The organism is Niveispirillum sp. FG148, from assembly GCF_057809655.1.
This window is the reverse complement of the sequence record NZ_JBMDKJ010000001.1, coordinates 61,306-79,151: the sequence shown is the minus strand read 5'-3', so window position 1 is coordinate 79,151 and position 17,846 is coordinate 61,306. Positions and strand designations below refer to the sequence as shown.

The following is a 17,846-nucleotide window of genomic DNA, read 5'->3' as shown; positions in this document are numbered from 1 at the left end:
CTCACTCCCGCCCGCCGGTTTTGTTGCGGGCCTGTTTGGTCCTGCCGGCCAGCCGCTCCACCCCTACAAAGAACAGGGGGACAAAGAAGATGGCCAGCAACGTCGCCGACAGCATGCCACCGACCACACCGATACCGATGGCGTTCTGGCTGCCCGATCCGGCACCCGATGCCAAAGCCAGGGGCGAAACGCCCAGAATGAACGCCAGGGACGTCATGATGATGGGGCGCAGGCGCTGGCGTGCAGCTTCCAGCGTGGCTTCCGTCAGGTCCATGCCCTTCTCGTAATATTCCTTGGCGAATTCCACGATCAGGATGGCGTTCTTGGCAGACAGGCCGATGGTGGTCAGCAGGCCGACCTGGAAATAGATGTCATTGGCCAGGCCCGTCAGGGTGGCGGCCAGCACCGCCCCCAGCACGCCCAGCGGCACCACCAGCATCACCGCGAACGGGATGGACCAGCTTTCATACAGCGCCGCCAGACACAGGAACACGACCAGCAGCGAGATGGCATAGAGCGCCGGGGCCTGCGACCCGGACAGTCGTTCTTCGTACGACAGGCCGGTCCAGGCATAGCCGATGCCCTGCGGCAGCTTGCCGATCATCTCCTCCATCGCCGCCATGGCCTGACCGGAGCTGTAGCCCGGCGCCGGCTGGCCCTGGATATTCATGGCCGACGCCCCCTGGAACCGTTCCAGGCGCGGCGAGCCATGGGCCCAGACAGCCTTGGCGAAGGCGGAGAAGGGCACCATCTCCCCCTTGGCATTGCGCACATGCAGCTTGCCCAGATCCTCCGGCAGGGCCCGGAACGGGGCGTCGGCCTGGATGAACACGCGCTTCACGCGGCCACGGTCCACGAAATCGTCGATATAGGACGATCCCCACATGGAAGAGAGCGTGCTGTTGATGTCGGCGATGGACAGGCCCAGCGCGGCGGCCTTGTCCTTGTCGACCTCTACACTCAACTGGGCGGTGTCTTCCATGCCGTTGGGGCGCACGCCCACCACGGCCGGATTCTGGGCCGCCATGCCCATCAGCTGGTTGCGGGCCGCCATCAGGGCGTCGTGGCCCAGCCCACCTTCGTCCAGAAGCTGCAGGTCGAAACCCGTGGCATTGCCCAGATCCTGCACCGACGGCGGGGTAAAGGCGAAGACCATGGCATCTTTCTGGCCCATGAAGGCGCCCATCATGCGCATGGCGATGGCCTGGGCCGTGGCATCCTTGCCCGTGCGCTGTGACCAGTCCTTCAGGTTCACGAACAGGATGGCCGCATTCTGGCCCTGGCCGGCGAAGCTGAAGCCGGCGACGGAGAACATATCCTTCACATAGGCCTTTTCCGGGCCCGCCAGATAATTCTCCACCTCCTTCACCACGTCCAGTGTACGGCCCTGGGTAGCGCCCGGCGGCGTCATGACCATGGCGAAGATGATGCCCTGGTCCTCTTCCGGCAGGAAGGCGGTGGGCAGGCGGGTGAACAGGACCGCCATGCCCGTGACCAGCACGGCGAAGACCAGCAGGAAGCGCTTGGACCGGCGCAACAGGCCCTGGGCAGCGCCGACATAGGCGTGGTTGGTGCGGTTGAAGCTGCGGTTGAACCAGCCGAAGAAGCCCTTGCGCTCCTCATGGGACTGCGCCTTCAGCAGGCTGGCACACAAAGCCGGCGTCAGCACCAGTGCCACCAGCACCGACAGCGCCATGGCCGAGACGATGGTGATGGAGAACTGGCGATAGATGACGCCGGTGGAGCCGGGGAAGAAGGCCATGGGCACGAACACGGCCGACAGGACCAGGCCGATACCGACCAGGGCGCCCGTGATCTGACCCATGGATTTGCGCGTCGCCTCACGCGGGGACAACCCATCCTCGTGCATCACGCGTTCGACATTTTCCACCACCACGATGGCATCGTCGACCAGCAGGCCGATGGCCAGCACCACGCCGAACAGGGTCAAGGTGTTGATGGTGAAGCCGAACGCCGCCAGCACACCGAACGTGCCCAGCAGCACCACCGGCACGGCGATGGTCGGGATCAGGGTGGCCCGGATGCTCTGCAGGAACACATACATGACCAGGAAGACCAGCACGACCGCTTCGGCCAGGGTCTTCACCACCTCATGGATCGACAACCGCACGAACGGCGTCGTCTCATAGGGGTAGATGGCGTCCACGCCCGCCGGGAAGCTGGGGCGCAGGCGTTCGATCGTGGCCTTCACCGCCTCGGCCGTTTCCAGGGCGTTGGCGCCAGGCGCCAGGCTAACGGCGAAGCCCGCGGCGTTCTTCTGGTTCAGGCGGGAGACGATTTCATAGCTTTCGCCGCCCAGCTCGACACGGGCCACGTCGCGCAGATGCACGGCCGAACCGTCGGCGTTGGATTTCACCACCACCGCTTCAAACTGCCCGGGCGTCTGCATGCGGCTCTGCGCCGTGACGGTGGCGTTCAACTGTTGGCCCAGGGGCGACGGCGTGCCGCCGACCTGCCCCGCCGATACCTGGGCGTTCTGGGCCTTGATGGCGGCGGTCACCTCGTCCACCGTCAGGCCGAAACCGGCCATCTTGATCGGGTCCAGCCAGATACGCATGGCATAGGAGGCGCCGAAGACCTGCACGCTGCCCACGCCATTGACGCGGCTGACCGGGTCCTGGATGCGGGAAACGACGAAATCGCCCAGGTCATTGCCGTCCAGGCTGCCATCCGTCGACATCAGGCCGACAACCATCAGGAAGCTCATGGACGCCTTGGTGACGGTCACGCCGCGCTGCTGCACTTCCGACGGCAACTGCGACAGGGCCGGCGACACCTTGTTCTGCACCTGCACCTGGGCGATGTCGGGATCGGTCCCGGCATTGAAGGTCAGGTTGATGGTGACGGCGCCCGACGAATCGCTGGTGGCGCCGATATAGCGCAGATTGTCGATGCCCTTCAGGTTCTGTTCCAGAACCTGGGTCACGGTCTTTTCCAGCGTCTCGGCCGACGCCCCCGGATAGGACGCATTGACAGCGATGGTGGGCGGGGCGATGGCCGGGTACTGCTCGATCGGCAGCCGCATGATCGACAGGGCGCCCGCCAGCATGATCACGATGGCGATCACCCAGGCGAAGACCGGGCGATCAATGAAGAATTTCGCCATGATGCACTACTCCGGTCAGTGGGCCTGTGCCGGAGCGGCGGCGGCCGCTGCTGCGGGTTGATAGGGGACGGGCTTCACCTTGGCACCGGGGGCAGCCTTCATGATGCCCTGAACCATGACGCGGTCACCCGACGCCAGCCCCTGGGTCACGACCCACTGGTCACCGACGGCCATCTCCGCCTTCACGGGGCGCGGCTCCACCACATCATCCTTGTTGATGATCATGGCCATGGCCATGCCGCCCTGCACATGCATCACGGCCTGCTGCGGCACCAGGAAGGCCTGGGCATGCGTGCCCTGATCGACCACGGCACGCACGAACATGCCGGGCAACAGTTCCAGATGCTTGTTGGGGAAGGTGGCGCGCAGGCCGACGGTGCCGGTCCCCTGGTCCACGGTGATGTCAGTGAAGTCCAGCTCGCCCGTCTCCGCATAGGTGGCACCGTCGGGCAGCAGCAGCTTGACCTTCAGCTTGCCGCCTTCGGGGACGCTGACCTGTCCGGCTGCCGCCTGGCGTCGCAGCAGCGACAACGCGTCGGATGCCTGCGTCAGGTCGATATAGATCGGGTCAAGCTGGGTGACGCTGGTCAGCATGTCCGCCTGACCGGCGGTGACCAGAGCGCCCGGCGTCACGCGCGACTTGCCGACGCGGCCGGCGATGGGGGAGGTGAGGCTGGCATAGTCCAGATTGATGCGTGCCGTGTCTATGGCGGCACGGGCGGCAGCCACGGCGGCTTCCCGTGCGCCCAGATCGGCCACGGCGTCTTCATATTCCTGCTGGCTGACGCCCTTGACCGCCACCAGTTCCTTGTAGCGTGCAGCCTTGGACTTGACCGAGGTCAGCGTGGCTTCGGCACTTTTCAGTTCTGCCTGCGCCTGGGCCAGCGTGGCACGATAAGGAGCGGGGTCGATCTGGTACAGCGGCTGGCCCGCCGCCACATCCTTGCCTTCGGTGAACAGGCGGTCCTTGATGATGCCGGACACCTGTGGCCGAATCTCCGCCACCCGGTACGGCGTCACGCGGCCTGTCAGTTCCGTGGTCAGGGTGTAAGGGGCGGCCTGGACGGAGACGACCGCGACCTCCGCCGGGGGCATAGCCCCGCCCTGCATCCCCCCGCCACCAGCATCCTTGCCACAGGCGGCAAGCGACAGCGCCATAAGCATCAGCGGGCCGTAACGGCGGGACAGGACAGACATTTCTTGTATTCCCTTGGATTCTTCAGGTTCGACCGGCAGTCCGGTCACGAAATTACATCCGATATCGGATGTATCATAGCCACTTGGCATGGTGAATGTGCAGAACGACAGAGGCAACCTATCCATTTAGCGATAAGGCCGCCCGCAATCCGCACACTGGCCGCCGTCAGGATGCCGCCAGTACGCCGGATATATGGTTCACGTCCGTTCCCGGGCCAGTGACCGCAATCACAAAGGCGGCGGGAATATGTCCGCAGGCCCCCGTTGCAAAATTTCAGATGGTGCGAAACGGTTTCGTGTGTGCAAAGCGCCCTCCCTGCCGGGTCTGCCACAACGGTGCCCGGATAACAGGAAGACGACTGGCCGGGCTGGTTGCCGACAGTCCGGGGAGAAAAAATCCCCCCGGCCGTAAGGATTCCCCCGAACGGTAAGGAAAGGGCTCAGAACCCGCCGGGAACCTTGTAGATGTCGGGTTCCGCCGGCTTTTCGACATAGGACAGGCGCATGCTGGCCCCGCTGGCGGTGGGCGGCACATCCTTCTTGCCCGACGGTGTGGAAATGACGCCCAGTACCAGTTCCGTCAGCCGGCCCTGAATGTCCGTGCCCTGGAAGACCAGGACATTGTCATTGCCCAGCGGCTGGTTCAACACCAGCCCTTCCTTGCGATAACCCTGATCCACCAGATAGTTGCGCAGGGCATTGGCGCCGGCCACGATCTGGTCGGGCTTTGTCGGCGATCCGATCTCCTGTCCCCAGATCACATTGATACGGAACAGTTTCTTGGACTTGTACCCCATGATGTAGGCGACGACGGCTGGTCCTGTTTCCGGAAGCAGATCATTGACCTTCACGATCAGGGCCGTCGTCCGCTCCGTGGGGTCCTCCACCCGCTGGATGGCGTCACCGGACAGCTTGAAATCCTTACCGATCGCGGCGCGGACCTGGGCCTCGTCCATGCCGAAACGGGCATTCCGAAAGCCTTCCACCTTCACCTGCTTGGCCGCCTGCGCGGCCTGCGGCGACGTGGCAGGGGCCTGATTCTGGGCCATTGCCGGGCTTGCCACCAGCCAGACGGTCAGCATCGGGATTATCAGCTTGCGCATCATCTCACATCCTTACGCCCTGGGGGCGACTCGTCTTTCCTTACCGCGTGGGGGCATGCTTGCGACGTCGCAATCACCCCCGGATCAGGCGGTCGATCCGATCGCGCAGTTCCGTCAGCGACTGCACCTCGTCGTCGGCCAGCCGCCCGGCCCTGTCCGACAGCTTATCCAGGCTGCGGCCCAGCTTGCGCGCCACGCTCAGCACGGGGCTTTCCGGCGTAGCCTCGGCAGTAGACGGCGCCTGCTTGGCGGCGCGCAGTTCCTTGATGGTGGCGCCATCCTTGATCCGCCCCCATAAGGTAAGGCGTGCCGCCTCCCCTTCCGTGTCGGCCAGCAGATAGAGATGGCTTTTCGTGACCTTGTCGCGGAAGGCCGGATATTCGGCCTGGATCTTCTCCGGCAGGCCGCGCAGGGCCAGCAGGCGGGAGACCTCCGACTTGGAGAGGCCGACGACGACGGCCAGTTGTTCCTGCTGATAATTGTGCCGTTCGCCCAGCCGGGCCAGGGCTGATGCCGTCTCCAGCGCGTCCAGGTCGCGGCGCTGCAAATTCTCCACCAGGGCCACTTCTTCGATATCGCCCTTGGTGATGACGGCGAAGATGGTGGGCTTGCCCAGCAGCCCATGTGCGCGCCAGCGCCGTTCCCCCGCCGCGATGAGATAGCCGCCATCGGCATGCTTCTTCACCAGGATGGGTTGCAGCAGGCCGTTATGGCGGATGCTGTCGGCCAGTTCCTGCAATGCCTGCGGGTCGAAATGGCGGCGCGGCTGTTCCGGGTTGGGCTGCACCTGATCCAGGTCCAGTTCCACCAGTTCGGGGAAATCGGCCGAGGTGCCGAACAGACGGTTCAGGCCGCTGTCGCGGGGCACCAGGGGGGCGGCGGGGGCCAGAGCCGGGTTGGTGCGGGCGAGCTTACGCGACATCGGCTTCCTCCGTCTGGTCGGCCTGGATCAGGGAATGCGCCACCTCCCGGAAGGGGGCGACGATGGCCGGGTCGGTCGCCACATCCACCGTCGGCATGGCGGCTGCCACCGACTGCGGGAAGATGGTGGAACGGGGAACCGGTGTAAAGATGCGCAAAGACCCGCCGAACCGTTCCGTCAGGTCGGCCAGGGTGGCGCGGTCCTGCGTGTGGCGGGATGTGAACATGGTGGGCAGGATGCCGATGATGGACAGGTCGGGATTGCCGCGCCGGCGCACCTTGGCGATGGTGTCCAGCAGCAGCGGCACGCCCATCATGGCCAGCATTTCCGTCTGCACGGGGATCAAAACACCTGTAGCGGCCGCCAGCGCATTCAGGGTCATCATGCCCAGATGCGGCGGGCAATCCAGCAGGATGTAATCATAGGAACGGGTGACCGATGACAGCTTCTCCCGCAGCACCAGCGTGCCCATGGGCTCGGCCATCAACTCCGTCTCTGCCGCCGACAGCAGGATGGTGGATGCCAGCAGGTGGAAGCGCCCGTCGCAGACTGGCATGACCGCGCCCGACACGGGTTGGTCCTTCAGCATGACGTGATAGGTGGTGCGGCCGGCGTCCGATGCCTCGGCCTGGCTGATGCCCAGATGCACGGTGGCGCTGGCCTGCGGGTCGGCATCGACCAGCAGTACGCGCTGGCCCAGGGCGGCCAGGGCGGCAGCGATGTTCACGGCGGCACTGGTCTTGCCCACCCCGCCCTTCTGGTTGGAAATGGCGATGATGGTGGCGCGGTCGCGGCGGCGACGGGCCGGGGTGCCGATAATGTCGGCCACGACCTGCGGGATCTTCTCCGTGCCGCCTTCCCAGCGCGAAACGCGGCCCTTGTCATAGCGGCGGCCCAGCCGGGCGTTCAGCCAGTCGGCAAAGGCCTGCTGCGTATCCCCCCGCGCTTCCCGCGCAGCCCTCAACGCCGCCCCATCCATGCTCCCGCCCCATCGCTAGTGGCTGTTCCTGGCGCGGGAGCATAGGGATTGGTTGACGGTCTGTCAACTGGTGGGGTTGTGGGGTGTCAACAGGGGTGAGCTAAACGGATTTTAGTATTTTACCATCGGGTGCAATGAACGATGCTGGGGCTGCAACAACATTCTGAATGTCTGATCTCGCTTCCGTGATAATTCCTGCTAGCTGCATAAACTCTAAGCCGGCGCGCTCATATTTTCCAATAAATGGCCCCCCACTTATACCACCTAGCTCATAACCTTCTGGCAACGTTGGGATTCTTGTCGAATGCACTACCGAACTGGGGTCTGGTGACCAAGTGATTTTGTCATCATATACCCTTCGTGCAACGCCCAGGCCCACGAACATTCCAAAATTGCAACCGTCTTCATGTTCAATCCTAGTATTTCCTGGATACCCACCAATCAGAACCCCCCTTCCTTCGATTATCGGAATGTATTTCGACAAAGATACCGGGACAATATCTCGTCCTACAGATTTCATTATCCGATCGGGAAGCCTAATTGTCGCCAAATCAATTTCATAATTAATGTCAATAATTTCAAATTTAAACTCTACATCATATATATATGCATTCACAGGCGCCCAATTCATATCGCAACGAAGGGCACCCAACACATGTGCCGCTGTAACACCAAATACGTCCTCACCTGATTTAACTATTGTAATAGTACCATTTGTTCCATTCATAGTACCGAAAGGTCTTTTCCAGTATATTGGAACCATACACCTTCGCACTATATCACGATACACCTCTCCAAGGTCGCCAGCTATCAATTCCCTGGCACGTTTTCTTGTGATGAAATGATTGTCTAGAGGTTCTGGTATATCGAAGCTCAAGGCATCCTCTCGCAGCAAACGTCAACGCCGCCCCAACCTCCGCGTAGGGAGCCGTCAACTTCTCCCCCTCCCGCTCAATCAGTCAGACCGTGACCAACGCCTCTGGACATCCGTATGCACATTCTTTTTGATCCCGGCGCACGCAGTAACCCAACGGGCTAATGATATCGGCTACGAACTTCAGGATCTCCCAGCCACGCCGTTCCAGCTAGAAGCCCGCGCCGCATCCATGTTCCTGGCGCGGGAGTATAGGGATTAGTTGACGGTCTGTCAACTTGTGTGGTTGTGGGGTGTCAACAGGCCGCTGCCCGCCCGATCCAGCAGGATGGCGCCCGTGGCCTTCTCACGGATCAGCAGGCGCCCGTCATGATAGAACTCCGCGAAATGTCGGTTCAGTTCCACGCGGCGGCCATCGGGCATGTCCGACCAGGCCATGTCGACATGGGGCGGGGGCAGATACATGCGCGCACCCCAGCCCCAATTGCCGGCCCGGTCATCGGCCACCAGGGTCCATTCATCCTCCACCCGCTTCAACGCCAGTTCCACATCGGCCATGGCACCGGCGGCATCGCCGCTGGGCGGTCCAGCAGCCAGCAGTGCCAACACCTTTTGCAGCCGGTCGCGCTTGGGGGCCTTCTCCAGGCCCGTGTTCATGGACAATGGCCCTGCGCGGTGCGGCGCCACGGCCACCATGGTCACAGCCCCAGATATTGCTGCGCCGGCATCACCACAGCGAACAGCATGCGCGCGGTGCTGGCGGTTGAGGTGATCTTGGTGGTCAATTGTCCGCCGGTGGCGTTGAAACTGGCTTTGGTATTGACGCCGCTGCCGGTCAGGTAATGCGGCCACAGACCGTTGGACAGGCCGGCAGCGATCAGGGCCTGCTCCGCCGGCGAAAAGGACGTGCTGCTGCTCGCCGTGATGTCGACACCCGAAACCACCACCAGCGCGGACAGCATTTGCTGCAGCATGCCCCCTTCACCGAAGGTCGTCTGCCAGGTGACGGGGGAGGCGGAATTCCACGGGGCGCCCGTCTTGTTGCGATAAGCCAGCGATATGGCCGTGGACACGTACCAGTCGCCGGGTGTGGGCGTGAAGGACAGCAGGTGCTTGAACGCCGTCGATACCGCCACCGAGCCGGCAGCATAGCTGTCCGACGGGCCGGTGATGGGGGAGGAGTTGCCCCACAGGCCCCAATAGCCCGGATCCGGCGTTGCCGGGTTGCTGAAGCTGAAGGAAAGATGCGGTGCGGCCTGCAACGCCCTGGACAGGCCGTCGGCGCCCTGATTCCAGGTGGGAGGCTTGCCGCCCCAGGCCGCCAGCTTCGATTGGGCGATCTTCACTGGGTCCAGCGGATTGGTGCCCGGTATCAGCGCATTGATCAGCGTCGAATAGCCGGCGAAGAAGGCCAGCGTCGATGGGGCATAGAAGGTGCCGCCCGCCGTCGGGATGGTGTTGAACAGGGCCCACAGATCGGCATCGGTGGCCGGCACGGTGACACCGGGCTGGAACAGCCGCGCCGAGCTGGGCTGAAGCCCGATCGCGCGCATTTCGCTGCTGACATAGGCCTGCTGCAGATCATCGAAGGTGCTCATGGCATTTCCTCCTGGAACGGAACAAAGGGACAGGTGGGGCGACAGAAGCCGCCCCACCCTTGACCATTGCCGATCCGGCCGGATCAGGCGGCAGCGTAGTAACTGGTGGTCAGCAATTCGGACGCCTTCACCTCATGGCCCAGATACTGGGCGGCCGGCAGCACGATGCAGCCGATAACCACGGGCACGCCCGCCTTGCTGGTGATGGTGACCTGCATGTTGCCCGACGCCGTGAAGGACACGGACGTGCTGGACCCGCTGCCACCGCCGCTGCTGTAGAAGGGCCACAGACCGGCAGAGGAATGGGACTGAATCTCCTTCTGTTCCGACTGATCGTAGACGGCGCTGGAGGTGACCACGACATTCATGCTGTTGGCGATCAGCAGGCTGGTGCAGAAGCGCTGCATATTGCCGTTCGGGCCGAAGGTATTGGCCCAGTTGATTGGGCTGGACGGCGCCCAGGGCGCCTTGCCGGGATTGTTGAAGGCAAGGCCAAACGCGGAGGAGGAGTACCAGGCGCCCGGCACCGCATTGAACGGCAGCACATTGGCGAATTTCGCCGTCAGGCTGACGCCGCTGCTGGCGAACTTTTCGCTGAGGGTGGAAGAGGAGGAACTGCCACCCCACAGGCCGAAGATGCCGCTGGTCGAACCCTTGGTCCAGGTGCTGCTGACATTGGTGTTCCAGTTGCCCGCCGCCACCTGGAACGCCCGCGACGGGGCGTTCTTCAGTTGCTTCAGCATGGTCTTGTAGCCGGGGCTGAAATCCACCGGATCGGTGCCGGCCGGCTGATAGGGCAGGACATTCATCTGGGCCGCGAAGATCGGGTCCAGCATGGCCCGCGCCAGGGCCGACGCACCGGACACGGCAACGCTGGAACAGGCGCCATTGACCAACGCCCAGTTCCGGAACTGCACCGGCCCCGGCTTCACGGCACCATCCTTCAACGCCTGCTGATAGGCAGCGAAGCAGACAGGCCCCACAGTCGCCTGAAAGTCGTTCGGGGCCGCCTGCAGCGCCGACATCACACCCTGATAGTCGGCCAGGAACTGGTTGCCGCCGGAAAACACCGTGTTCTGCGTCAGCGAGAACGGCGGAATGGCGTTCAGATAGTTCCAGAGCAGTTCGTCTGCGTCATCGCCGGACACCAGCGGCGGCGACGGCTGGATGACTTGAAACGGATCGCTGGGGGAGTAACCCAGCCCCTGGGCCAGGGCGTTATAGAACCCGGCCTGCAGATCCACGAAATTCTTGGTATCCGACATCGTTACCTCCGATTTCCCGTGATGGCGTTTTCCCATGGCGTCTGTTCCGCCATGTACGGGCATTTTATGACCCATATAAATCTTATAACAAGAATTAGTTAGATGACTTTTATACGCATACCGTCTTTTTGACGGCGTGATCTACTAGTATATTCAATATATACCCGAATGCTCGCCAGCAGCGTCGAGTCTTTAAGAATCTGTGACATTCGCGATAAAGATAATCAGGATATAGCGTCGCTTTGATTGCGTAGCATTCATCTCGATGATGATCAATATATATAGATATATATTTTATAATATCTGCCAGTTGATTCAGTTTCCTTCCTCATTCCGCGCCGCACCATGCAGTCGATTGGAAAGAAACGCGGACAACAGCGCCATCCGATTAAATCAATTCTCTATGACCGCCGGCCGTAGCGATGTTGCAATGCAGCGCAGGTGAATGCCGGCGAGCGCCCTGCCCTTCCCATCGAGTCGGCCCTGTCCATCCGGGAAAATGCACAAAGGCCCCGGCATCGCATGACGCCGGGGCCCCGATGAAACGGCCGTAATGATGCCACCCTAGTTCAGTAATCCACTCCGGCCAGGAAATCCGCCGCGGCATTGGCCCATTCGACGGGGCTCTGGTCCAGGATGTCGATGCCGCCGCCCTCGATGGCGTGGAAGGCGAAGTCCGGGCGCATGCGGTGGGCTTCCAGGGCCGCCTGATAGATCATGTCGCCCGTGTTGGTCAGGATCAGCGTCGGCTGGCGCAGCGCCATCAGCGGCGCTTCCTGCCGGTAATTGAAGCTGGCGGCGTGGCCATACCAGTAGGTGCCCATGGCATAGGCCTGCATGGCCTGCACGACATAGTCGGTGATGCGGGCGGCCGACACGGTACCGGCGGCATAGCGCTCGCGGATCTTGGCCACCTCCACCATGTGTGCGCCCTCCGGCAGGGCGGTGAAGGCCTTTTCACGCACGACGATATCATCGATCAGCGCCTGGCGGACGGCGTCGGGGATCAGCAGCGGGCCGCCCAGAATGGCGGCCGCAATGCGGTCGGGGAACTGGTTGGCGGCATCGTTGCTGACCAGGGCGCCTGTATGGTGCCCGCCCACGGCTGCCTTTTCGATGCCAAGCGCGTCCAGCACGGCTGGAACCGCCCGTGCATAGTCGGCGATGCTGGGCGGGGTAGCCGGCGGGTCGGACAGGCCGAAGCCTGGCAGGTCGATGGCGATGGGGCGGATACCGCGGGCCAGGAACGGCTCGAACACATTGTCGAATTCATTGGCGCTCATGATCGCCTGGTGCAGCAGCACCAGCGGCTTGCCCTTCTCACCATCCCAGTAATGGATCTGGCCGAAAGGACCATCCGCATAACCGCGCCGCAACCGAACCATCGCCTTGCACTCCCTTCCGGATTGATCGTGGGCGCAGCATCGCCGCAACCGGAAGGGATAACACAGGCTGAACCGATGGCTTGTTCAACAGGCGGTCACGGCTCAGGCCTTCTTGACGAAGCAGGTCTTCAGGACCAGGCCCTTCACCTTTTCCACCTTGCCCTCGATCTCTTCGGGGTCATTGGTCAGGTGGATGCCCTTCACCACGGTGCCGCGCTTCAGCGTGACATTGGCGCCCTTCACTTTCAGATCCTTGATCAGGGTGACGCTGTCACCCTCGTTCAGGATATTGCCGTTGCAGTCCTTGACGTCTTCCATTCCATCCACCCTGCTGGGGGTCAATCCGGGGCGGGACCTTAACGCACTCGCCCGCTCCCGATCTTTGAGGAAAGCACATCACGCCCCCGCCGCTTTGTGTATCTCTCGATATCAAGCGGAGATTATCGACCGGGACGGGTGTTCCCCGCCGCCTGGAACTCCACCTCACCGATGCTGCCTGAGCTGAGGGAGGAAAGGACCAGCCGGATCGTTGGCTCGTGGCTGCGCCGGGCCGTATCGGCGGTCGCGGCGTGGCCGGCGCGCAGAACCAGCTTGCGCGATCCCCGCGCCGTCTCCTCGATCCCGACCACGGTCAGGTCGCGCAGCAGCGGGCCCGGCACCTGCTTCTGGCCCAAGGCGTGGCGGGCGGCGGCCCACAGCGCCTCGGCATCGTCGGCGTCAGGCATGGGCGGCGGGGTCAGTTCGGCCACGGGCCGGGCGCTGACAGCCTTGGGCGGCGCCCCCTCCCCCGCCTCGCGGCGGGCCTTGCGCCCGGCTGGATCGCGCTCGCGCTCCAGGAAGGTTTCGGCCGCTTCCTCCTCGTCCTTGGCATGGAAATCGAGGGTGACCTCCTCGATCTTGCGGCCGCGGCGCTTCATCTTCTCTTCCGGCATCTCCACGCGGAAGGGCGCCAACTGGTTCACCTCCGCCATGGCGCGGTCGATGGTGCGGGTGCGCAGGATGCCGAAATCCTTGTACGCCCCTTCCGGCACGTTCAGCAGCTTGCGCAGCGTTTCGATGTCCAGCGTCAGGGACGGATGGTCCATCTGGTACCGCTGCATCCCGATCTCATAGAGTTTCAGGGCATAGGTACTGGTCACCTTCACCATGGCCGGCCCCGACAGCCGGGCCCAGAGCTGGGAGGAGCGCTGGAGTTCCAGGAACGCGTCGGTGAACTGGAAATGGATATCGGCGCTGTCGATTTCCACCTCGTCCTCGGGCCGGACATAGGAGGACAGGATGCGCAGTTCGGCGCGGCTGCGCCGTCCGCGAAACGGGCCGATAACCACCAGAGAGCTTTCGTAGATCTCCTTCAGCGCATCAAAAATGCGCTCATTGCCCTTGTGGTTGCCGCGCACGACCTTCTTGGGCAGGCGATAGAGCTTGTTGGCAAAATTCTGGCTGCCGGCCAGGTGGATCATGAAATTCAGCATCTTCTGCGCCGGCAGCGACAGGCGTGAACCATTGGCGGGATAGGAATAGACCGCCTCCGCCGCCTTGATCAGATGCTTGTACCCGTCGCGTTCAAAGGTGGCGGCGGCCACGCGGGCCGTATGGCCCATCCGGTCGACCGATGGCAGGTTCTCCGGCTTGCCCGGATCCACCAGACTGCCATCCAGGTCGATCACCATGCCGGCATCGCCATCGCCCGGCACATAGGGTACGATGGCCCCCATCGCCCCGATCGAGGACGAGGGCTCCGCGATGCCAGTGTCCGGCAAGGCGTTCTTTCGGCGACTGGGCGGCATGGTCGTTCCCCTGGTAACGCGGCCAAGCTAATCCCTTCCTTACAGCGCTGGCAAGTAAGGAAAGGCGGTTTGGTCGGGGAAATGCCTGTCCTTACCGGGCGGGGGCGGACCTTACGCCCTGGGGCGTGGGTCAAATGCCCCCGACATGTAGGGACACCCTACCCCGACCTGTAAGGATAAGGTCGAAAAACCCCAGGGATTCCGCGGCTCTCCACGTCCTAGAATCTTTACCTGAATCTTGGAACAAATAGCAGGTCAGGATTTTGGGGGTAAAAGGGGACAGGCAATAGGTGGGCGGTCCCAGGACCAAGGGCCCCAGTCGTGCCTGAAATCCCGACTCGCGGCAGGTTTTCCTTACAGCCTGGGGGCAGGGCGACTCAGGACATGGCGATCCCTGCATATCCTTACGGCTTGGGGGCATTCCTTACTGTCTGGGGGCTGGTGATCAGCGAATGCGGACGCCCCCGAACCGTAAGGACGTCGTTCCCCCGGGAAGTAAGGGAATCGGCGGGCCATCCATCAGGCAGAACAAGGGTGGCACCCTGTCAGGCAAGCAACTTCAAGGCGTTGCGGTCCCCCAGGGCGTAAGGATGCCTGCCCCCGAACCGTAAGGATGGCGCCCGGCCCCATCATCCCCCAAACAGTAAGGATGGTCGATTCCCTTACCGCCCGGGGGCGTCCCCCGAGCCGTAAGGAAGCGAGCCATCGATATCGGTCATGAGCGTGCGGGCCAGGTCCAGCTCCAGTTCCAGGACGCGCCATTCAACCGATGCCCGGAGTCGCCCTTTCGGCAGCAGCATCAGCAGGGCGAATCCGATTTCGCCTTCTTCGTCAAGCAAAGGCAGCAGAAGCCGATGATAGCCCAGCTTCTGCCGGAAAACGCGAAAGCGCCGGTCGGAAAAGACGGGTCCCCTTGCCGCCAGCATCCGGCGATAGGCGTCGCGTACCTCGCGCAAGGTCTGGCCGCTGTAGCATTGGCAGAGCAGCTTACTGGTGAGTGGTTCGCCGAACAGGGTCACCAGATTGGCGCCGGCCCAGAGATAACGGGCCGGTTCGATCCCCCGGCGCAAATCCACCAGGGCCATGTTGCCAGCCATGCCGCGCAATGCCACGGGCGTGAAATCCAGGGCTTTCGGGATGGGCTGGTCCTGCCCGCTGCAATCCCGCCACTGCGCGGCCAGGGCCACCATGGCATCCGGTGTCTCTGCCAGGGGCTGGTCGCTGTGTGTTTCCCACATGCCGAACGGAGCCGCCAACCGCGTGAAGATCAATGTGCCCATGGTCCCTGTCCTGGTGGAACGGGACTCAGAATAAGGCAAAGCGCCGGCTTGGGAATCCCCCTTCTGACGTATTGCGAATGATTATCAATAACGATACTGTCGCGTCATCGCACCCGGAATGGAGCTTTCCCATGCGCATCGATCGCAATGCCCGGTCTTCTTCCCGACAGCGGATCATCGGCCGCATGCCTTTTGTCGCCCTGACGCCATCGGCAAGGCTGGCCTTGTGGGGGCTGCGATACTGGTCGACCTGCGCCCGGCAGGGGCGCTGTCCAGCCCTGCTGCTGCGCGATGTCTATGCATCGGCCGGGGTTACCTATGCACCTGTCAGCCTTGATCGCCTGATGCGCATTCTGACCGCGGCGGGCATGGAAGGGCCGGGCCTGGGCTGCCCCACCTGCACCCGGCTGACGGATGATGAAGCGGACATTCTGAATGCCATGCTGGCTGTTCAGGACGGGGATGATGGCGTGGTCATCCCCTTGCTGGGCTGTTGGCTGCCGCCGCACGCGGCCGCCGTGGCGGGTGCCGCCCTGTCGGGCTATGCGCGCCTGCTGCTGGAAGCGGGCTACGACATGGCATCGGAGGAAACGCCGGAGCTTCAACGGCCGCCGCAGGGCGCGCGGCTGCATTGACCGAGGCGGGCTGCCCCCCCCTGCCCGCCTTTGCGACAAGTAAGCATTGGACAGGCGATGCCCGGCATGGCATCGCATATCCATGCATATGCGGATGAAGCCAGGGGCTGGTTGGTGGCATCGTCGGGCAGCCCTGCTGCTGCTGCCGGCACTGCTGCTGGTTGCCTTGGTGCCTCGGGGCTATATGCCCGATGCCGATGCCCTGCGCCGGGGACAGGTCGCCCTGACCTTGTGCCGCGTGGTCGCGGAACCGGGGGTGGCCGATGCCGGCCTGTTGTCACAGGACGTGCCCTGCCCCTTCGCCCTGTTATCGACCTGGCATAGCCCCCCTGCCCCACCACTGCTGCCCGAACGGGTTGAAATCCAGTCCACGGGGCTGGTCATTCAAGGCGAGGTGCAGATCAGCCGTGGCGTGCCGGGTGGCGGTCTTGGTGCGCGCGGGCCACCCTTGGCCTGAAAGCCCCTGCGTATTTTGCCATCTGAACCGCACAATGCCCCTTGAAGGGAAACCACCATGCGCAAGATCACCCATCGCCTGCTGCTGTCCACGCTGACCGGGCTGTTCCTGGCCGGTGCGGCCCACGCTGCCCAGGTCACCGTCACCACCCCCTTCTCCCGCGCCGGCGCCCCCATGGCCAAGGCCGGCGCCGCCTTCCTGACACTGAACATTGATGAGGGGGAGGACAAGCTGGTCGGCGCCACCACCCCGGTCGCGGAAAAGGCGGAACTGCACACGCATCTGATGGAAGATGGCATCGCTAAGATGCGCCCCGTTCAGGGTGGCATCCCGGTGAAGGCCGGTACGCCGACGGAACTGAAGCCCGGCGGACTGCATATCATGCTGATGGGGCTGAAGGCCCCGCTGAAGCAGGGCGAAAGCTTCCCTTTGACCCTGACCTTTGAAAAGGCCGGTGCCGTGCAGGTGACCGTGCCGGTGCAGGCGCCGGGCGCTGGCATGCCCATGATGCAGGGCCACGACCATGGCGGTGCCGACCACAGCGGTCACCAGCATTAAGCCCCGGACATGCGTCGTCGCACATTCTGGACCGGTCTGGCACTGCTGGCGACAGCCGCCGTGCTGGGCTCCGTCGTCCTGATTGCTGACCGTCTTTCCCCCGGCCAGGAAAAGATGCAGGCGACCGTCAATATCGGCGGTCCCTTCACCTTGACCGATCACCAGGGGCAGACGGTTACGCAGGACATCCTGAACGGCAAGATCAATCTGGTCTATTTCGGCTACAGCTTCTGTCCCGATATCTGTCCGACCGATTTGCAGTTGATCGGACAGGCGCTGGACCAGTTGACACCGGATGAACTGGGCGACACCCAGGCCTTGTTCGTTTCCGTCGACCCGGAACGGGACACGCCGCAGCAACTGGCCGGCTATGTCGGCCTGTTCCATCCGTCCATCCGTGGACTGACCGGCACGCCGGATCAGATCGCGGCGGCGGCCAAGGCCTATCGTGCTTACTATAAGAAGATATCGGCGGAAGAAGCGGGCACGTCGGAATATCTGATGGACCATTCGGCCTTCATCTATCTGATGGACCGCAACGGGCAGTTCGTGCGGGTGTTCGGGCACGGTGTCGATCCGAAGGAAATGGTCGAATGGATACGCAAGGTGCGTGCCGCTGGCTGACCGGCCTGCCGAGCGTCAGTTTTCGATCTTAAGCAGAACTCCGCTATCCAGGTCC

The 17,846-nt window shown here is 63.1% G+C and carries 17 protein-coding genes; 4 read left to right on the top strand and 13 right to left on the bottom strand.

Going from position 1 to position 17,846, the window contains the following annotated elements; genetic code table 11:
• Window position 1: 1 nt before the first annotated feature.
• The 13 genes from ACODTW_RS00370 to ACODTW_RS00310 form a co-directional block, all read right to left on the bottom strand.
• Entirely contained in the window at window positions 2–3,127 is a 3,126-nt protein-coding gene (locus ACODTW_RS00370; protein ID WP_488943876.1) for an efflux RND transporter permease subunit, read from the bottom strand.
• Window positions 3,128–3,142: 15 nt separating this feature from the next.
• The gene (locus tag ACODTW_RS00365) at window positions 3,143–4,324 is read right to left on the bottom strand and encodes an efflux RND transporter periplasmic adaptor subunit (protein WP_488943875.1); all 1,182 of its coding nucleotides are present in this window, start codon (window positions 4,322–4,324) and stop codon (window positions 3,143–3,145) included.
• A gap of 440 nt (window positions 4,325–4,764) precedes the next feature.
• Window positions 4,765–5,427: a hypothetical protein gene (locus ACODTW_RS00360; RefSeq protein ID WP_488943874.1), complete on the bottom strand. Its 663-nt coding sequence runs from the start codon at window positions 5,425–5,427 to the stop codon at window positions 4,765–4,767.
• Between the two features lie 73 nt (window positions 5,428–5,500).
• Complete coding sequence (locus ACODTW_RS00355; RefSeq protein ID WP_488943873.1) at window positions 5,501–6,349, bottom strand: ParB/RepB/Spo0J family partition protein; 849 nt, start codon at window positions 6,347–6,349, stop codon at window positions 5,501–5,503.
• Window positions 6,339–7,328 (bottom strand): ParA family protein, encoded by a 990-nt coding sequence (locus ACODTW_RS00350; RefSeq protein ID WP_488943872.1) that lies wholly within the window; start codon window positions 7,326–7,328, stop codon window positions 6,339–6,341. Before ACODTW_RS00350 ends, ACODTW_RS00355 begins: the two co-directional genes overlap by 11 nt.
• Window positions 7,329–7,428: 100 nt before the next feature.
• On the bottom strand, window positions 7,429–8,205 hold the full coding sequence (locus tag ACODTW_RS00345; protein WP_488943871.1) for a hypothetical protein: 777 nt from the start codon (window positions 8,203–8,205) through the stop codon (window positions 7,429–7,431).
• Window positions 8,206–8,475: 270 nt separating this feature from the next.
• Window positions 8,476–8,859 (bottom strand): hypothetical protein, encoded by a 384-nt coding sequence (locus ACODTW_RS00340; protein WP_488943870.1) that lies wholly within the window; start codon window positions 8,857–8,859, stop codon window positions 8,476–8,478.
• A 41-nt stretch (window positions 8,860–8,900) separates the two neighbouring features.
• Complete coding sequence (locus ACODTW_RS00335) at window positions 8,901–9,800, bottom strand: hypothetical protein (protein ID WP_488943869.1); 900 nt, start codon at window positions 9,798–9,800, stop codon at window positions 8,901–8,903.
• A gap of 83 nt (window positions 9,801–9,883) precedes the next feature.
• Window positions 9,884–11,065 carry a hypothetical protein gene (locus ACODTW_RS00330; RefSeq protein ID WP_488943868.1) on the bottom strand — a complete coding sequence of 394 codons (1,182 nt, stop codon included), beginning with the start codon at window positions 11,063–11,065 and terminating at the stop codon, window positions 9,884–9,886.
• A gap of 569 nt (window positions 11,066–11,634) precedes the next feature.
• Window positions 11,635–12,450 carry an alpha/beta fold hydrolase gene (locus ACODTW_RS00325; protein WP_488943867.1) on the bottom strand — a complete coding sequence of 272 codons (816 nt, stop codon included), beginning with the start codon at window positions 12,448–12,450 and terminating at the stop codon, window positions 11,635–11,637.
• A gap of 102 nt (window positions 12,451–12,552) precedes the next feature.
• Complete coding sequence (locus ACODTW_RS00320; protein ID WP_488943866.1) at window positions 12,553–12,768, bottom strand: alkylphosphonate utilization protein; 216 nt, start codon at window positions 12,766–12,768, stop codon at window positions 12,553–12,555.
• A gap of 122 nt (window positions 12,769–12,890) precedes the next feature.
• Window positions 12,891–14,237, bottom strand: coding sequence for a replication initiation protein (locus tag ACODTW_RS00315; protein ID WP_488943865.1), 1,347 nt, complete (start codon window positions 14,235–14,237; stop codon window positions 12,891–12,893).
• Window positions 14,238–14,899: 662 nt separating this feature from the next.
• The gene (locus ACODTW_RS00310) at window positions 14,900–15,517 is read right to left on the bottom strand and encodes a PAS domain-containing protein (RefSeq protein WP_488943864.1); all 618 of its coding nucleotides are present in this window, start codon (window positions 15,515–15,517) and stop codon (window positions 14,900–14,902) included.
• Window positions 15,518–15,648: 131 nt separating this feature from the next.
• Between ACODTW_RS00310 and ACODTW_RS00305 the strand changes: the two genes are divergently transcribed.
• The 4 genes from ACODTW_RS00305 to ACODTW_RS00290 all read left to right on the top strand — a co-directional run bounded on the left by ACODTW_RS00305 (window position 15,649) and on the right by ACODTW_RS00290 (window position 17,791).
• A complete protein-coding gene (locus ACODTW_RS00305; protein ID WP_488943863.1) occupies window positions 15,649–16,152 on the top strand; it encodes a hypothetical protein in 504 nt (167 codons plus the stop codon).
• A gap of 94 nt (window positions 16,153–16,246) precedes the next feature.
• Window positions 16,247–16,609: a hypothetical protein gene (locus ACODTW_RS00300; protein ID WP_488943862.1), complete on the top strand. Its 363-nt coding sequence runs from the start codon at window positions 16,247–16,249 to the stop codon at window positions 16,607–16,609.
• A gap of 57 nt (window positions 16,610–16,666) precedes the next feature.
• Window positions 16,667–17,167, top strand: coding sequence for a copper chaperone PCu(A)C (locus ACODTW_RS00295; protein ID WP_488943861.1), 501 nt, complete (start codon window positions 16,667–16,669; stop codon window positions 17,165–17,167).
• A 9-nt stretch (window positions 17,168–17,176) separates the two neighbouring features.
• Window positions 17,177–17,791 carry an SCO family protein gene (locus ACODTW_RS00290; protein WP_488943860.1) on the top strand — a complete coding sequence of 205 codons (615 nt, stop codon included), beginning with the start codon at window positions 17,177–17,179 and terminating at the stop codon, window positions 17,789–17,791.
• The last annotated feature ends 55 nt before the right edge of the window (window positions 17,792–17,846 follow it).

Excerpts from the sequence above, each read along its gene's own strand:
- ACODTW_RS00370 (WP_488943876.1), bottom strand. The coding sequence starts at position 3,127 with ATGGCGAAATTCTTCATTGATCGCCCGGTCTTCGCCTGGGTGATCGCC.
- ACODTW_RS00365 (WP_488943875.1), bottom strand. The coding sequence starts at position 4,324 with ATGTCTGTCCTGTCCCGCCGTTACGGCCCGCTGATGCTTATGGCGCTG.
- ACODTW_RS00360 (WP_488943874.1), bottom strand. The coding sequence starts at position 5,427 with ATGCGCAAGCTGATAATCCCGATGCTGACCGTCTGGCTGGTGGCAAGC.
- ACODTW_RS00355 (WP_488943873.1), bottom strand. The coding sequence starts at position 6,349 with ATGTCGCGTAAGCTCGCCCGCACCAACCCGGCTCTGGCCCCCGCCGCC.
- ACODTW_RS00350 (WP_488943872.1), bottom strand. The coding sequence starts at position 7,328 with ATGGATGGGGCGGCGTTGAGGGCTGCGCGGGAAGCGCGGGGGGATACG.
- ACODTW_RS00340 (WP_488943870.1), bottom strand. The coding sequence starts at position 8,859 with ATGAACACGGGCCTGGAGAAGGCCCCCAAGCGCGACCGGCTGCAAAAG.
- ACODTW_RS00335 (WP_488943869.1), bottom strand. The coding sequence starts at position 9,800 with ATGAGCACCTTCGATGATCTGCAGCAGGCCTATGTCAGCAGCGAAATG.
- ACODTW_RS00330 (WP_488943868.1), bottom strand. The coding sequence starts at position 11,065 with ATGTCGGATACCAAGAATTTCGTGGATCTGCAGGCCGGGTTCTATAAC.
- ACODTW_RS00325 (WP_488943867.1), bottom strand. The coding sequence starts at position 12,450 with ATGGTTCGGTTGCGGCGCGGTTATGCGGATGGTCCTTTCGGCCAGATC.
- ACODTW_RS00320 (WP_488943866.1), bottom strand. The coding sequence starts at position 12,768 with ATGGAAGACGTCAAGGACTGCAACGGCAATATCCTGAACGAGGGTGAC.
- ACODTW_RS00315 (WP_488943865.1), bottom strand. The coding sequence starts at position 14,237 with ATGCCGCCCAGTCGCCGAAAGAACGCCTTGCCGGACACTGGCATCGCG.
- ACODTW_RS00310 (WP_488943864.1), bottom strand. The coding sequence starts at position 15,517 with ATGGGCACATTGATCTTCACGCGGTTGGCGGCTCCGTTCGGCATGTGG.
- ACODTW_RS00305 (WP_488943863.1), top strand. The coding sequence starts at position 15,649 with ATGCGCATCGATCGCAATGCCCGGTCTTCTTCCCGACAGCGGATCATC.
- ACODTW_RS00300 (WP_488943862.1), top strand. The coding sequence starts at position 16,247 with ATGAAGCCAGGGGCTGGTTGGTGGCATCGTCGGGCAGCCCTGCTGCTG.
- ACODTW_RS00295 (WP_488943861.1), top strand. The coding sequence starts at position 16,667 with ATGCGCAAGATCACCCATCGCCTGCTGCTGTCCACGCTGACCGGGCTG.
- ACODTW_RS00290 (WP_488943860.1), top strand. The coding sequence starts at position 17,177 with ATGCGTCGTCGCACATTCTGGACCGGTCTGGCACTGCTGGCGACAGCC.